General features: G+C 43.2%; 8 protein-coding genes. 7 read left to right on the top strand and 1 reads right to left on the bottom strand.

Annotated elements, in window-relative coordinates; all coding sequences use genetic code 11:
• Positions 1–7: 7 nt before the first annotated feature.
• The 4 genes from L1076_RS03520 (at position 8) to L1076_RS03505 (ending at position 6,626) form a co-directional block, all read left to right on the top strand.
• A complete protein-coding gene (locus L1076_RS03520) occupies positions 8–913 on the top strand; it encodes an OmpA family protein (protein WP_237303144.1) in 906 nt (301 codons plus the stop codon).
• Positions 914–1,009: 96 nt separating this feature from the next.
• Positions 1,010–1,858, top strand: coding sequence for a mechanosensitive ion channel family protein (locus tag L1076_RS03515; RefSeq protein ID WP_038881031.1), 849 nt, complete (start codon positions 1,010–1,012; stop codon positions 1,856–1,858).
• Between the two features lie 271 nt (positions 1,859–2,129).
• Positions 2,130–4,172: an EAL domain-containing protein gene (locus L1076_RS03510; RefSeq protein WP_237303143.1), complete on the top strand. Its 2,043-nt coding sequence runs from the start codon at positions 2,130–2,132 to the stop codon at positions 4,170–4,172.
• 387 nt (positions 4,173–4,559) lie between these two features.
• The gene (locus L1076_RS03505; protein WP_039975750.1) at positions 4,560–6,626 is read left to right on the top strand and encodes an EAL domain-containing protein; all 2,067 of its coding nucleotides are present in this window, start codon (positions 4,560–4,562) and stop codon (positions 6,624–6,626) included.
• Positions 6,627–6,695: 69 nt separating this feature from the next.
• Here L1076_RS03505 and azu read toward each other — a convergent pair whose 3' ends face one another.
• A complete protein-coding gene (azu, locus tag L1076_RS03500) occupies positions 6,696–7,148 on the bottom strand; it encodes an azurin (protein WP_005441233.1) in 453 nt (150 codons plus the stop codon).
• A 612-nt stretch (positions 7,149–7,760) separates the two neighbouring features.
• Here azu and L1076_RS03495 point away from each other — a divergent pair.
• The 3 genes from L1076_RS03495 to L1076_RS03485 all read left to right on the top strand — a co-directional run bounded on the left by L1076_RS03495 (position 7,761) and on the right by L1076_RS03485 (position 15,968).
• Complete coding sequence (locus L1076_RS03495; RefSeq protein ID WP_237303142.1) at positions 7,761–11,384, top strand: Ig-like domain-containing protein; 3,624 nt, start codon at positions 7,761–7,763, stop codon at positions 11,382–11,384.
• A 140-nt stretch (positions 11,385–11,524) separates the two neighbouring features.
• Positions 11,525–14,410 carry an Ig-like domain-containing protein gene (locus L1076_RS03490; RefSeq protein ID WP_237303141.1) on the top strand — a complete coding sequence of 962 codons (2,886 nt, stop codon included), beginning with the start codon at positions 11,525–11,527 and terminating at the stop codon, positions 14,408–14,410.
• Between the two features lie 958 nt (positions 14,411–15,368).
• Positions 15,369–15,968, top strand: a complete 600-nt coding sequence (locus L1076_RS03485; RefSeq protein ID WP_237303140.1) for a hypothetical protein — start codon at positions 15,369–15,371, stop codon at positions 15,966–15,968.
• Positions 15,969–15,976: the final 8 nt, after the last annotated feature.

Here is a 15,976-nt window from a genome sequence, read left to right as displayed (position 1 = left end):
GGGTCACATGAAAACGACGATGCGTTTAGTTAGCGGAATTATGGCCGCAGCATTATTAGGTGGCTGTGCAGCAGATGCTTATGTTAGCCAAGAGAACCGAGATAAATTTGCAGACTTGAATGTCTCCAAATTTTTAATCAGTGAGTGTTTAGCACCGCAGCGTGAAATTCATATCGCTGTTGCTGAACATTTCGATTTCGATAAATCCATCATTCGTGAAGCTGATGCTGCAAGCCTAGACGCGTTCATCCGTGATATTCGAGGCTTGAGTGGACGCATTACGATTGTCGGTCATACCGATTTTAAAGGTTCTGACGAATACAATGAGAAGCTGTCTATGCGCCGCGCTGAATCGGTAGAAGCGTATCTACAGCAACAACTCGACCCAGAGCAATATGATTGGGAAGTGAAACACTTTGGTGAGTCGCAGCCACTGGCGCTGGGTAAATCGGATCAAGCGCGGGCAGAAAACCGTCGCGCTTACGTGATGTTTGAAGAGGCGAAGAAATATGAAGAAATGCCTTTCTGTGAGCCGCCAAAACCAGAGCGTAAGGTTTACATGGCGATGACACCGCACTTCGATTTCGATAAGTCGGAATTAAAACCGGAAGACCTTTCACAATTAGATGACTTCATCGCAAAACTGCAAGGTTTAGAGGGTAGCATTATGGTCGCTGGTCATACTGACCAAGTCGGTGCTCGTTCATACAATGAAGCACTTGCAGAGCGTCGTGCTCAGGCTGTAGTGGAATACCTGAAGACGAAACTTGACCCATCACAGTTTGTTTGGGAAGTAAAAGCCTTTGGTGAACTTCAACCTGTGATCAATGAAGAATCTCCGGAAGCCAATGCTTTAAACCGCCGAGCGTTTATCGTATTTAAAGAAAGCGAATTGGGACAACCGGCTGAATAATTTGGTAAGGTTGTCCTTTCGCAAGCTCTCTATCTGTTTTCTTAGTGATAGCTAGCATGAAAGGTCAACCTTCTAAACCAAACAGGGAGTCGGGTAATGGAGAAAGTGCAGTTAGTCGTCGATTTTCTTCTCACTCATAAAATTTTATTTTCCGCATTAATTCTGTTGTTCATCATTCTTTTACGTCGTTTGATTCTGTCTCGAATCCGTGGCGACGATGCCTTTATTACAGAAGAACAACGCAGTTGGATGTCGAGAACCAAAAACGGCACATTTGCTATCACCTTGATTCTGTTGTTCATCTTATGGCAATCAGAAATCAGCGAGTTCGCTCTAAGTGTTACGGCGATTGCTGTCGCGATTGTGGTGGCATCCAAAGAGATCATCTTGTGTTTTACGGGGTCAATCCAGCGTGCAAGTTCTCGTTCGTTTCGCATTGGTGACTGGATTGAAGTCGGAAAGCTATGTGGTGAGGTCATTGAACACAACATGATGGCGACAGTGATTCAAGAAATCGATCTGCATCATGGTCAATACCACTTCACGGGGAAAACTGCGACGCTGCCTAACAGTATGTTTTTCACCTACCCAGTGAAGAACCTCAATTTCATGAAGCGTTACGTGTACCATGACTTTTCTGTTGTGGTGAAAGATTTCGTCAATCTCTACCCACTTTTGCCTTTGTTGACCGATAAGATTGATGAGCATTGCAGTTACTTCGCCGACGTCGCTCACCGTTACAACGCGATGATTGAGAAGCACGCTGGTGTTGATCTACCGGGCGCTGAGCCGCACATCCACATCTCAAGTAACATTAATGGTGAGCAAATTCTGCATATCATGATTTTCTGCCCGACAGATAAAGCAAACCACTTAGAGCATCTGATTCGTAAAGACTTTATGGAGCTTTATGAGCAGCGATTTCCAATGAATCCTGAGCATTAAGTTCTCGCTCAATAATCATCTAGCAAATATTAACCCTCATTAGTCAACACTGAGGGTTATATTTGTATATTTCTTATCGTCACGATAAATAATCTTAATGGATCGGAGCGCATATAATCGATAAATTACGCCCGCAAGGTAACTTCGTTTGTTGATGGATTTACAAATAAAACACCCACTAAGACTACACAGATAGTCGATTTCTTTAGCTGCGCTTGCACTCACGACTGTTTACACAGCAGTTGCCCCCCGTTTTACTATAAGATGCTCCATGCAAACTGGCTTAAATTTTACTTTTGCGCCTTTTCAACGTTTATCGGCGCTCACAGGGCAATGGCGTGCAGGTTCCAAATCCTACCTAACAGATTTGGCCTCTATTGCACTCTTGTTGTTACCCCTGACTCTATCAAATGCACTTGCCGTTTTTTTAGGCCACGCGTTCCGTCTCTCAGGATGGGTAGAATTATCACAGATGTTATTTCATCTGTCAGATATCCTCATCAATCTGTACCCAAGCGCATTTTGTGTAGTGGCGGGTTATTACCTGTCACATAAAACCAATGTGTCGAGTGCCGTCTTCATCATTTACTCGTTGATCATGTTCTACTTGATCTCGATAGAAAACGGCAGTTTGTCTGCGACTTATATGCTGCCAAACAACCCACTACTGGCATTGTTTAGTGCGATGATGACGTATGTCTATTGCTGCGTTTTCAAAATACGCTTGCTAGAGCCACAAGCGCTGGATTTCTCATCTCGTCTGCTTAAGCATGTTGTTCACTTCTTTCTGTTTGTGTTGATTGCTTTGGCAGTATCGCGACTAACCGCATCCATTATGGCTCTATTTGGTGGGATGATTCGCGGACTGGGTGTGGACCCTCTCACGCTAAAAGGCGGGATTATTTACCAAACGGTACTAGGCCTCTTAGGCTCAATCGGCATCAATGGGCATAACTTATTGTTTGCCATTAAGCAGCAAATCTACGCCGCTACAGAAGCAAATTTTTTCGCGTGGCAAGCCGGTGACGCTCCTCTAAATGTAATTAGCCAAGGTTTTTACGACGCGTTTATGTCGATGGGTGGTTCTGGTAATTGCATCAGCCTATTGTTGTGCGTGTTGCTGTTTGCCAAAGAACGTAACCACCAGATGCTTGCATTAGCAGCAACCCCGCTGGTGATCTTCAACATCAATGAAGTCTTGCTGTTTGGGTTGCCGATTATTTTCAACCCATTGTTGATTGTGCCTTTTGTGCTGGTACCGCTATTGAGCTTTCTCATCACTTACGGGTCAATTGCATCAGGGCTTGTTCCTCCGGTTGAAAATATTGTTAACTGGATGACGCCGCCTTTGTTCAGTGGTTATGTCGCGATGGGGAATCAGATTGAAGGCTCATTATTGCAATTATTGATCATCGTCCTTGGTGTCTTTATTTATCGGCCATTTTATTTGGCTTACGCCGGCAAGTATTCTGCGCAGTTTCGTGCGAATACGGCTTACACAGGCATTGAGAGTTCGCTGTTCAAAACCTTGCTTAACAACGTTCGTGATTCGAATAACTCAAGCATTAGTAAATCGACAGCACAAAAGCGACTGACTTCGATTTTGAGGGAAGGGGAGTTGGTCATGTTTTATCAAAAGCTCCAGTCGACCAGTGACGTCAATATCTTCTCTTATGAAGCCTTGCTTAGATACATTGATAAAGAAGGGAAACTGCACCCTCCGGCATTTGTGAGTGACTTCCAAATGCTTAACTCAATGCCATTACTGGACAAGCTCGTGATTGAGAAAGTTCTGGCAGACATGCAGAAAATGACGTTATCAAAAGATCGTCGAATTGCCATCAACATTGCAGTCGCTACGATCGAGCAAGAAGAATTTGTCCCGCACTTACTATCGCGACTAACTCATTATGGTATCTCGCCGCAGTGGTTGGAAATTGAAATCACAGAAGAGGCGATTCTTAGTAATAAGGTGTTCTTAATTAAAACTATGGAAGCGCTGCAAGCTCAGGGCATTCGTATCGCTATGGATGACTTTGGCACCGGCTATGCGTCGTTCCCGCACTTACTAAAGTACCCGTTTGATAAGATCAAGCTGGATCGTTCGCTACTGCTGGATGCCAATGATCAAAAAGGCAGAGACTTATATGAATTGGTAGCGAAACTGGGCCATATTACGCATTGCGAAGTGGTCGCAGAAGGGGTGGAAACCCAACAAGAGTACGATTTTGTGAAAGGTTGTGGTGTCGATAAAGCGCAAGGTTACTTCTTTACTCGTCCACTTCCTCTTACGGATATTTTACGCGAGCAATAACAGTGCTGTTTTTTATCGTCACAATTAAAAAGTCGAGTGGAAAGAGGGGCTTGTTGGCGATAATGTGCGCCTCCTTGCTTAATTAGCATGCAAAAATACAAACCACGCTGACCTAAGAAACAGCGGGTTGTATCTAAACGAAGAGAGTGTCGGTCGTCCTAGTCCGCGCTCTTTTGGTTTGGTAGATAACAACAAGTTGGCCATGGCTACCTTTGTTGAGTGACTATTCGCAACGTTGAACGATCAACGCTTTGTTACTCGAATGATACCGTCATCGACTGTCTGTCGAAACTCTCCCTCATTGCGATACAAATTAAACGGACCTTAATTGCGGCGAACTTCCTGAGCGGCTCATCGAGTCGTTTACTAATGGATAAAATTAGCCAAATGAACAATCGATACGTAAATCGGCTTTTTACTTTAATTTCCTCCAACTCGTACATAAATGGCTTATGTAATGTACTGGTCATGTTGCTCCCAGTGTCATTGATTTCCGCATTCAGCACTTTGTTGAGCAATTTTTTTATGATGGCGGGTTACGAGCAAGTGGGTACCACGGTTGGAGCCGCGAGTTCTATCATCTGGAAACTGTTCCCAATCTTGTTATTGGTTTACTTCTCGCAGTTTCTTTCTTCTCTGTTAAAAGTCTCACGGGTTAATGTTATTACGCCTTCGTTGATGATCTATTTCATCGTGTGTAATGAGTGGGGGCTGCTGCAAGAAGGAACGGTCGTACCGAGCAATTACCCACTGGCAATCATCATTCCTATTTTGGTGGGATGGTCTGTCCGTGCAATGCAAAACCGCAAATGGTTTATGCGGTCGGAGCTGCCTAATATTGTCGACCAGTCTTACAACTTGATCATGGCAACGACGGTGTTGGTTGTTGGTTATACCTTATTAGGCTATGTGCTAGGACGCGTTTTCTGTGCTGCTGATATTGCTGGCTTTTTATTGCCAAATCTGGACCCATACTCTCTTTTCGATGGTGTTATTTACGAGCTGGTACGTAATCTATTTTGGTCCATTGGTATTAATGGGCACATTATTTTTGCACCATATAAAGCGGAGTTGTATGAAGCGACACGTGTAGCGATAGAAAACCATGAGTTGCTCGGAACGCCATTGCCAATACTGACGACCAACTTCTTCGATTTTTATGCGGGTTTGGGTGGCGCAGGAAACACCATTTCTTTGGTGCTTTGTATGTTATTTCTCACTAAAAACCGCAGCTACAAAGCGTTGGCAACCGCAGCTTTAATTTTAAGTTTTTTCAACATTAATGAGCCGATTATTTTTGGGCTGCCAATTATGTTTAACCCTTTGTTGATCGTACCGTTCTTGATTGCACCTGTTGTTGGTCTTGTCATTGCTTATGTGGCAACGGCGCTTGGCTTGGTGGCACCAATGACGGAAATCATGAGTTGGATGACGCCACCTTTGATGAGTGGATATGTTGGCACGGGCTCTACGTGGACAGGCGCGGTGCTACAGCTGATCATCATCTTAGTCGGTGTCATAATCTATTATCCCTTCTTTAAACAGATGGACAATATCGGGAATGCTAATGCATCATTTGCTAAGTCACTTTCTGATGATTTCTTTAATTATGAAGGTGTTGAAAGTGGTAAATCGGCAGGGGCTTTTTTCCCCGAGATTACGAGTAAATTTGCGGCACAAAAGCGAATTACTGACCTAAAAAATAATGGTGAGTTTATCTTGTATTACCAACCTCAAGTAAACACGCGGACAGGTGAGATTCGTTCTCTTGAAGTGTTGATTAGGCACCGTTCTGAATCGGGTGAGATCTCGCCTCCTACTTTCTTAGATGACTTTGCCAAAGTGGGGTTAATGAGTGAGTTGGATTTGTGGGTGGTTGAAACAGCTTTAAAAGAGAGCGCTCCTTTAGCAGACTCGCCTAACTTTAAGGTTTCAATTAATATGTCACCAGAGACCTGTCTTGTCCCCGATTTTACGGAAAAAGTGCTGAGTATGATTAACCAAAGTGCTTTGTCTTACTCTCAAGTGGAATTCGAAATCACGGAAGACATGCTGATTCAAGATGAACACAGTACCCACCGAGTCTTGACTTCTCTCCGTGAGGCTGGAGTGAAGATTGCGTTAGATGATTTTGGTTCTGGGTACTCTTCAATTGGGTACTTGTCTAAGTACGATTTCGATAAAGTTAAAATTGACCGCTCTTTAGTTTTGAATCTCAACAATAAAAATGGTCGCGAACTGTTTAGGCTAACGGCTAAGTTGGTCAAAATTACGGGGGCAGAAACCGTTGCTGAAGGGATAGAAACCGAAGCAGAGTTGGAGTTTATGGCGGAACAAAACATTCATTTGATTCAAGGTTTCTACTTTTATAAGCCGATGCCTTTTGAAGACGTGCTTACCCTAAATTTTTCAACTTTAGAAGAGCACAGCGATTACGACCATTATTCTTCCTAATTAAGAAGGGAAGCCACTTATCTTGGCTTCCCTTTTCTTTTTCAGAGGCTTGAGTTTGAGCGTAAACGCTTATTTGAACTCAAACTTACCCTGCATAATTGCCCAGTGACCAGGGAAAGAACAGAAGAACGAGTAATCACCTCCCGGAGTCATTTTCTCTGTGCTGAACGTGATAGAGGTGCTTTCACCGCCGCCGATCACTTTAGTAAATGCGTAAACACGGTCGTCGTTAGGTTTCACGTAGTTGTTTTCAAGACCTGCTGACATGCCTTCTGTACCTACTGCTTGTAGGTTCGCCGTGTCTGCAATGACCACGTTGTGACCCATTGACTGCGCTGGCATCTTACCTGTGTGGTTCAGCGTCAGTTTTACTTCTTTACACGTTGCTGGAACACTCAACGTTTTGGTCGAAAACTGCATCATATCGTTAGCATCGATAGACACTTCACACTCTGCGCTTGCTTGTGCGCCAAAGCTCATTCCAACTAGTGCAAAGGTTGCTGCTACTAAACGTAAAGACATATAACACTCTCCATATTTTATTTTTGGGCTGACTTGGATTCAAACCGATCCAATGCATCTCATTATCATCGAATAGTCAATCTGAAACCGTGCTTCAATCCGGATATTGACGTTTTGTTGCAAAGTTATACTTATCGTTTTTACTGGATGATCATTCATATACCTTATTTTTAGCGCTTCAGTTAAGAAGTGTGAAGACGATCTTTATAACCGCTTCAGGCGCTTCTTTTGTGCTCTCATATCGCTCTAGCTTTGGCGTTTTTTTCGCTAACATGTAACTAAGTATTTCAACTGTATTTATTCTGTAACTTATTGATTTTCAGTTGCATAAAGGCGTAAAAAACACAAATCACACTATTTGTAGAAACGGATAAATTGATTTGTTTTATCTCGCGCACACTTTCAGAAAATTGAACTAGAGTCCCAGATTTATGTTTGCTTATCGATTGCGCGCGAAATGTCGTCAAATTGACGTAAAAAGACGCTTTATTTTTGGCACTTTTACACCTGTAAGTTGAGTTACATTTGGTTACATCTGGCCGCTGCGGCGCGAAAAAAGTCCCCCTCTATAATGCTGTTCCTTTTTATTGTTGTTTGTATAAGTCCTTAATTATGAGAAAGAATACGCTAGCGATCATGCCAAGTGTTTTAGCACTGGCGATCGGTATGGGGTTGCCTGCTGCACACGCAGGAGTGATCACAGACGCAACTATCGTCGGCTCAGAAAGCCAGTGGTGGAACACTTACAAAGTGATCCTAACGAACGACGGTTCAAAGCCAGTTGAACTGCGTGATGCGAAAGTGACGTTTGATTCAAACCTATCAATGTCGACACCATCTTGGGCTGCGACTGGCATCAGCTACCCGGGAATGAAGTTCACCAGCGACGCGCAAGGTAACGTGTTCAAGAACACACTTGCGCTCGCTTTTGATAGCGGTAGCTGGGTGAAATCCCAACTTCCGGCAGGTGAACGCATTGAGCTAACGCTCGGTGTGAGCGGCGTGTTGGATCTGACTCTTCTTCAAAATACCATTCGTCTGATTGCTGACGATGAAGGTGAAGTAGGGGAACCAGAAATATCTCTTCAATTGGCATCGCCAGTGAACGGCTCTGAGTTTGAAGAAGGTCAAGCGGTTGCCATGCTAGCAAACGTAACGGCGACTAATACCAGCGTTAAAGCGGTGACTTTCTTTGTCGACAACAAACAAGTAGCTCGCGTAACACATGCTCCATTCCAAGCGAGTTGGACTTCTGTTGGCTCAGGTGCTCACACGATCAAAGCTGTAGTGGAAGACATCTCAGGTCTTACACAGCAACAAGCGGTCAGCATTTCAGTAAAAGAGAAGCCAGTTGAACCACCTGTGACACCAGAAGTGCATGAGCTGACATTCGTCTCGCCTACACAAGGTCAAACATTGGTGGTGGGTCAGGCAACGACGATCAAAGCGCGTGTTGAGGGTGAATTGATCTCTAAATTGGAGTTCTGGGGGAATGACCGTAAGTTAGGTCAACGTAACATCGCTGCAGGTCAAACGACGTATTCTCAATCTTGGACACCAAATGAAGTGGGCAATGCGACACTTAAAGTGGTGGTTCTCGATCAGAACAACAAAATGGTTGAACAACGCAGTATCGCTGTTGCTATTGAAGCAGCTCCGAGCTTTGTTAAGCCGGAAGTGAGCTTCTCTTCGCCTTCAAATGGTTCGAAGTTTGAAAAAGGCGAAGCGGTTTCGATTTCTGTTCGTGCAACGGATGCTGATGACGATTTGTCTCGCGTTGTCGTGAAAGCAAACAACAAGCAAATCTGTGATTTTAATGCATCAACCACAAACCAGTTCTCTTGTAACTGGACGGCGTCAGAAGTTGGTGCAGTTAAGCTAGAAGCGATTGCGACGGATGCTGAGAACCTAACGGCGACAGCACGTGTAAACATCACAGTTGAAAAAGTAGAAACACCGACACCTCCGCCAACAGGTGGACTGTGTGCTGACTTTAGTGTGTACCCAGACTGGACTCGTGGTGATCACGCGACAGGTGGTGACATTATGGTTCACAAGAACATTGCTTACTCAGCGGTGTACTGGACGCAATCTGTTCCTGGCAGCGATAGCTCATGGTCATTACATCTAAACTGTGATGGTACTGAGCCGGGTACAGCGCCAGCGCTATCATTGCGTAACCCAATGGATCCAGTGCGTCTAGAAGTAGCAGGTTGGCCAAACACATTCGTAGTGGCGAGCCCTTCCACTCAAGCGCCAAGCACGCTAACTATCGCAGCAAGCAGCAGTGATGCGCTCACAGACCTAGAGCAGCTTACACGTTCGTTTGTGTCGGCTATCGAACAAGCAGAGAGTGCGGGTACAGCATCTATCGTGATTCGATCGGATGTTCTGGATCTCGCTACGCAAGACAAAGGTGCGTTGTTTGGTGCCGTAGCGGTTAAACAAGCACTGACGAATGCTATTGATATCACGGGTAGCCGTATTGATATCGATGCGATCAACGCACTGAGCGACGACGTGAAAGGGTGGGCACATGCTTACAACTTGATTTTCACAACCCTTGCGCCACAAGCGACATTTGGTTGGTCGCTAAGCATTGGCGAGTTTGCTTACGATACCCACTCTGGTCGCCAGTCTGTATGGGATGAAGCGTCCGTTTTCACAGCCGATCTACTTGATAGCTTCGAGCTTTACAAAGCAGATGTTGCGAACAAAGCTGACTTTGTAGCGTTTACTAAATCGAACGCAACCGGTGCGCTAACCAGTGAGCAGTGGCATCACGCACTTGAGTACGTAAAACAGGTAACAGATTACGTTGAAGCGCCTGCAATGCTAGCGAATATGCCGACGGATCAAACCGCAAACTACTTCATGGGTAACACGCAAACCGATCAGCAAATCCGCAAAGCAGCGTACAGCAACGTATTTGCACTGATGTTTGATCAAGACTCTCAAGCTCTAACCAGCAAAATTGAGCTTTACCAAACGGCGAAAGTGCCACTGTACTACGTAGGTGAAGAGTTAGAGAAAGGTTCATTGACTCGCATTGAAGCGCTAAACCAAGAGTTAGCAAATGCTGAAAGCGTGATGGATAACGAAGCCTTCCTATACGAAACACCACAATCTCAGTGGGTTCCGTCAACGGTTTACAAGTGGAACGACTTCCTAGATGGCTTGAACGCAATGCACAACATTGGTGTCGCGGGCAACAAGTTCTGGCTAATGAACGATGAAGTTGATGACGCAACCAACATCAAATACGCGAAAGTCGCGATTGCTGCGTTCCTTGCGCAAAGTATGCAAGAGACCATCCGCTACAACGCGTGTGATGAAAACAACTGGTCTGAAGTGAAATACGGCGCGCCTGCGGATTATCCAATGACAGCAAGTTGTGGTCAATTGGGTCAGAAATACGCAGATTACGGTGTAAACCCAGTTTCAGGTTTAGATCATGCGTACTCTTGTCCTCGTGATGACAAAATGGAAGTTAGTGCGTTGACTCATGCGAAATGGTATGGCGCTCCAGCTCCAGTCTTTGCAGCACCTGATGCAGTACTTGAAGAGCGTGGTCTATTGGTGAACGGTGCAGTAGGTCGTTGGACAAACAACGGTCACTGTAACGATGTTCCAGAAAGCGTAGATACGTCTAAGCAAGTGTGGGAACGCGACGAGTGTAAGACTTACGTTGGTCAGAAAGCAGGTAAGTTCATTTGGGACGGCAGCAGCCAAGAAAGCGTTGAAGGCTGTGGCTGGTGGGGTCGTGGTGTTATCCAAACCACAGGTCGTCAGAACTTCGGTACGCTTAACCACTACCTAGGTCGTTCGCACGTTGATCCATCAACCATTGGTAAGACAATTGATGGCGTAACGGTAGAATCGCCACCGGCGAACCCACTTTATGCTGAGCTAGATTTCTGTTCTAACCCAGGTCTGATTTGTAGCTCGGAAGAGAACAAAGAGATCAAGTGGATCGCAGGTCTGTTCTACTGGGTAACGTCAGTTCAGGCATACAACGATGAAGGCGGTCAGTACGCGGATTGGAACTACCACAACGAGCTGAAGAAGTATGTGGATAGTGGTCTGCAAGGTTCTCAATTTATCGATGATGTTTCAGGCATCGTTAACCGTGGCTGTCCGGATCTGACGTGTTCGACAGGTGATGTTCACAACGTGAAAGAGCGCCGCGAGAACTTCAAACTGGTACTACAAAAGCTAGGTCTTGATCCTCGCTAATTAAGACAAAGCAATATCGATGAAGCAAAGCCATCACTGAAAAGTGGTGGCTTTTTTGTTTTTTATCAGGGCTTTCTCGTGTTTGTTAGCAAGCTAATGAGTAATGTGCTTTTAGTGCTAAACAATGAATCGCTTAAAAAATGATAATCGGTAAATATGCATCCAAAGCCTTGGCGTGTGTTGGTGGTTTTATTGGTGGTGTGCGGTTTAGCTCAAATTCAAATTCTACGAGTATTGGGAAAGCACTTTTATCTAGCTCTGTTTCTTTCCCAAATAAAGCTAACCTTCCGTCTAATGAGCCCACTCGCGCAGATTTAAGAGGCGATTACTTAAGTGTGAGTTCTATGCCGATACAAAAAGTAAATAGTTTAAAGAAATGGGTACGTACACTTCTACCTCTAAGTTTACTTCCTATCTTAGTTGCGTGCGGTGGCGAATCTGAATCAGGAAATTCAAGCGAAATATGGCCTGAAAACCAAGTTGACCAGTATGTTTCTGTTCATGCGGAAGACTTTTATAGTGTCGTTCAAAGTACTGACTCGGAAGAAGTCCGAGTTAATGTAGTCGATAAAGTTGCGCGTTCGGGAGGAGAGCGTATCTCCCTTGCTGAAGTTGAAGTTTTATCATCAGATCCAAGCTGTCAACTTGTTGATAGTGATAATGAAAGCTTCCAAATTATCTCTGATCACGCAATGGTTTGTGACTACCAATACACGGTGGGACTTGATGGATATTCAAGTGGTTACCAAATGATTGGTAAACGAAGTGGCGTAAGTCGTGTCGTGGTTGCAAACAATGCGCAACAAGCAGAATTGGTTCCATTTGGTGTTGCTGGTTATCAAGGTGAGACCCTGGAAATCAACATCGAAAACGAGCTCACAAAAGTTGGTGATAACACGTCTTTGTCTGGTTTCTCTTTGACTGATGATGTCATCTTAATGCCAAAAGGCAGTTCATCAACGGTCTCTCTCGATAAAACAAATAACAAGATTTCATATACACCTGCAGCAACGTTCAAAGGCAATGAGCGTATTTTATACACGCTAGAAAACAGTAGCGGTAACGTGTTGGTTGGTTCTGCTGTGGTTACAGTTTCTGAACGCAGCTCTGTTGGTATAGACATTCCTGACAAAATTGAAATCCTCGATACCGTAGAAGTTGGCAAAACGGCAACTATCGATATTTCACCATACGTTATTGATAAGCAGGACGACAACTTCCAATTAATCCAAGTTGTTGCGTTTGATTCAGCAGTTGCTTTGTCGGATGCCTCAGATACAAAGAACAAAACATTCACCTTCAGAGTTGAGCACGCAGGGCAGTATTATGTAAATGCCATTGTTACCGATCATCGTGGTGGTTTTGATGTCGCATTGATGAAGATCGTTGCGATTAACCCAACTCAAACAGGATTGTGGGACGATTACTACCACAACAACCAAGTCTACAGTGCCCCTCTAACTAAGAGTGAAGCCGACAGTAGCGGTATCCGTAATGACGGCACCTACTTTGACTCTTCACATTCAGTGAAGCCCGCTGTGGCAACCTTTAGACCGGAAAGCGCTAGTTTGTATTGTGGTAGCTTTGGTCGACTACCTACTTCTACAGAACTAAAGGCTATTTGGAGTCACGACAAAGGAAATACAAAAGATTGGCCATTATCTCGTGGTTATCTTTCTTTGGATGGATCTACTTATAAAGTAGTAAGTCTATCTAGTGGAAGTACATTGACTGATGATGGACAAGGTTATTATGTTACTTGCGTGAGCAATGGTTCATTATCGATTATTGCAATCGATGGCACCGCAGTTGCAAACGATGTTGATAAAGCGGTTGTTGAAGTAACATTTTTGATAAACGGAGAAGCTGCGAAAGGTGTAAGTATTAACGCGTCAACAACAGGGGATGCAAGTTTCGTTGAGGAGCCTTTAACTACAAATAGTGAAGGTAAAGTTAAATTTGAACTGACAAACAAAAAAGCTGAGGATATTGATGTATCCGTTAATGTAGCTAACAACTTTACAGTATCTCAACGAATAACTTTTGTCGCAGATGCAACTACCGCTCGCTTACTACAAATATCGACATTTAAAAACAACGCGGCAGCTAATGGTAGTTCAGCAAACCAAGTTATTGCACATGTAGCTGATGCAAACTTAAATCCTGTGGAAGGTATTGAAGTTGAATTCTCTTCAGACAGTTCAACAGCCAAGTTGAATACCTCTAAAGTTAAAACTGATGCTGATGGCAATGCACGAGTTAATATAACTAACACTCGAGTTGAGAGTGTTACTGTGACAGGGAAATATAAGGAAATTGGGATATACTCGGTAGTTAGATTTGTTACTCCCGAGGATCCTTACGTAGACTCTTATAATCTTATATTTAATTTTAGGCCTGCAGATGGGATCAACTACAACCGAATTCGTGTACTTATTAAAGACAGAAAAACAGGTCGGCCTTTACAGGGGAAAAGAGTCGGTAACCTTCGAACCGATACGGGTTATTTCCACGCTATTAGTGACTCTAATGGTTATGCGTACATAAATTTTACCTCACGAATTGTTGGGACTAGAACTTTTAGTTTTACCGCTGGCTTTGAAAGTCGATCATTTACTTTTACTGCGGGTTTTTCGGCGCCTTCTTCTAGCAGCAGTGGTTATCTGAAAAGTTCAGGTAACTATGATGGATTTATTGATCGAACTCTAGAAACGGGATATCAGGCAAAGAATGCATCAAAAACCTTAATGAAAAGTGTTGAATTAGTTAAAACAAATGCGCGTTCTGATGGAGTTGATATTAATAAGGTCAGTGTCGTTTTTGTAGATGAAAGAGGGAATCCGAAAGAAAATCAGAATGTTGCTGTTGATGTATCGGGTAGTGCTCAGATAACTCGTACTACTAAAACTAATGAAGAAGGTGTAGCATATGTTTATATTGTGGACCATGTTTCTGAGGTTGTGGCTTTAAGTTTTATGAACGAAGAACAGTTGAAAGAAATTGATATCGAATTCCTTAATCATTAAAAAAATTCGATAATAGAAAGGAAAGGCTTCACATCATAGTTTGATGTGAAGCCTTTTTATTTTTCTAACCTTAGGCTACATCGTTAAAAATAGTTAACGTTTTTAATATTTTACATAAATATGTATATGGTGGATTTTTCATTTTTTACCCCCAAGTTCCGTCTTCAAAATCATCAAGAGTACGATTAGGTGATAAGGCTTTATCGAAGTGTATATACATAAATATGAATGATCGCAAAGTATGTTCAAATGGAGCACTATTATTAGTTATGAATCTTCCGCTAAATTTGGTTGTTTCGAAATATATCGTGTCCATCAAGCGAGTAATAGCGATTAGGTTGTAGATTTAATTTCATTATTAACGTAAGTAAAGGTTTAGGGAAAATACAATTTGGTAACGTGGATAGTTTGTTAGTTCAGTAAGAATGAGCAAGGCAGATACGATAGGGGTTAGATAGTTAATGATCGAACCCTCGTAGGGGAACATTTGAATTAACCTGCTTTGCTGACGGAGTTTTACCTCTAATCGCTAATTCGAGGTGATTATAATATATTTCTTGGATTCATCTTAAATTGCATGATTAAAGTTAGAAAAGATATTTCAACGTAAGTTTATCTATCTTTGATAGATGCTTACTCTTCGAGTGATAATAATAAAAAAACAACGTAGGAATAGCGGTTGTGTTTTGTGGGAATAATCTTATCTAATTTTTTTGTTTATCTTTCTCTCTTTGCAAGTTATTGAAATTAAGTGTTTTTATTTTAGTCTTTATTTGTGAATTAGATTGTGGGTTAAGGTGTCTTTCACGTATGTTGGCATGAGAGACTAATAATCAAATGTGATGCTAATTCCGAAATAAATGAAACCATTAATATATGCATTGTGGGGTGAGGGAGGAAATCAATTTTTCAACATTGCCACAATTAATATTTTTAACAGGACAGTAAGAGTAATAATATGAAAAAGACAATGTTATCTGTAGCAGTACTAAGTGGACTATTTGCTTTTGGCGCATCTGCTGCTGACCCAGCTGCAGGCGATATCGATACAACAAGCGCAACACTAACTTGGGAAGCAAAAGTACCAACAGTAGTAAATGGTGAGTGGGTCACGATTACTGGTCAAAATGGCGGAGCACTTGCTGATGCTGGCCTGACTATTAATCCAGATGGTAGCTTCACTTCTGAAAATGTACTAGTTGAGGTTCGTTACTACAATTCTGATACTAATGAAGTAGGTTTACCGGTCGTTGTTGGTACAGAAAGTGCGGCGAGCTCCGGTGTAGCGCCGGAAAGCATTACTTACCGCGTAGATGTTCCAACATTTACATCGGAGAAAGGTGTAGATCTATCTAACGTAGATGTAAGTGTGTTTAAAGATGACTCACCTGTAGCAACCAATGCGGCATTAAAATCAACGGCTAGTGACGCTTGGAAAACCCAGTGGAAAATTTCTAACGCGCCGGGTACTGGTATCGGAAATGTGGTCGCTGGTGATGTAGTTACTGCAACAACTGTTCTACGTGCAGACGTAGAATTTGCAACTTACACGCCATAAAGTGGAAA

It is taken from the genome of Vibrio sp. MMG023 (assembly GCF_021654215.1).
In the GTDB taxonomy this organism is placed as follows: Bacteria; Pseudomonadota; Gammaproteobacteria; order Enterobacterales; family Vibrionaceae; genus Vibrio; species Vibrio jasicida.
This window is presented reverse-complemented; position numbering and strand designations above follow the sequence as displayed.

Bases quoted from the DNA above. Each gene is read 5' to 3' on its own strand.
- L1076_RS03485 (WP_237303140.1), top strand. From the start codon at position 15,369: ATGAAAAAGACAATGTTATCTGTAGCAGTACTAAGTGGACTATTTGCT.
- azu (WP_005441233.1), bottom strand. From the start codon at position 7,148: ATGTCTTTACGTTTAGTAGCAGCAACCTTTGCACTAGTTGGAATGAGC.
- L1076_RS03490 (WP_237303141.1), top strand. From the start codon at position 11,525: ATGATAATCGGTAAATATGCATCCAAAGCCTTGGCGTGTGTTGGTGGT.
- L1076_RS03520 (WP_237303144.1), top strand. From the start codon at position 8: ATGAAAACGACGATGCGTTTAGTTAGCGGAATTATGGCCGCAGCATTA.
- L1076_RS03515 (WP_038881031.1), top strand. From the start codon at position 1,010: ATGGAGAAAGTGCAGTTAGTCGTCGATTTTCTTCTCACTCATAAAATT.
- L1076_RS03495 (WP_237303142.1), top strand. From the start codon at position 7,761: ATGAGAAAGAATACGCTAGCGATCATGCCAAGTGTTTTAGCACTGGCG.
- L1076_RS03505 (WP_039975750.1), top strand. From the start codon at position 4,560: ATGAACAATCGATACGTAAATCGGCTTTTTACTTTAATTTCCTCCAAC.
- L1076_RS03510 (WP_237303143.1), top strand. From the start codon at position 2,130: ATGCAAACTGGCTTAAATTTTACTTTTGCGCCTTTTCAACGTTTATCG.